Raw genomic sequence first — 376 nt, 5'->3', positions numbered from 1 at the left:
CACAATGGAGGATTGATGAGTAGTGCAGAGTTAATCAAACGCCTGATGGCTGACGGTTGGGTAAAGATGCGGCAAGACGGGAGTCATGTCACGCTGGCCAAACCGGGAGTCAGAGAGATAATCACCGTACCGCATCCAAGAAAAGATTCGTCAAAGGGGATTCTTCGGCAGGCACAGAAAAATTCAGGATTGAAGTTGTTGTAATCATCAAGGAGCGGCCTGACCGCTCCTTCTCTGCGCTACTTATCATCATAAACTATCGAGGTAATATTATGATTTATCCGCTCTTTATCTTTAAAACAGAAGAGGGTTTTGACGGTTACTTTCCTGATGCTGACGGCTGTTTTTTCGCTGGCAACACCTTAGAAGAAGCTAT

The 376-nt window shown here is 45.5% G+C and carries 2 protein-coding genes; both read left to right on the top strand.

The features are described from left to right. Positions 1-15 precede the first annotated feature (15 nt). Entirely contained in the window at positions 16-204 is a 189-nt protein-coding gene (locus tag AAC854_RS23295) for a type II toxin-antitoxin system HicA family toxin (protein ID WP_285809336.1), read from the top strand. A 68-nt stretch (positions 205-272) separates the two neighbouring features. Further along, positions 273-376, top strand: a 104-nt coding sequence (locus AAC854_RS23290) for a type II toxin-antitoxin system HicB family antitoxin (RefSeq protein WP_340619155.1), incomplete at its 3' end; no start/stop codon positions are given.

This window comes from Xenorhabdus entomophaga, assembly GCF_037996725.1.
Classification (GTDB): domain Bacteria; phylum Pseudomonadota; class Gammaproteobacteria; order Enterobacterales; family Enterobacteriaceae; genus Xenorhabdus; species Xenorhabdus khoisanae.
Note: the sequence above shows the minus strand (reverse complement) of the source record. Positions and strands in the feature narration are given on the sequence as shown.

Bases quoted from the DNA above. Each gene is read 5' to 3' on its own strand.
- AAC854_RS23295 (WP_285809336.1), top strand. From the start codon at position 16: ATGAGTAGTGCAGAGTTAATCAAACGCCTGATGGCTGACGGTTGGGTA.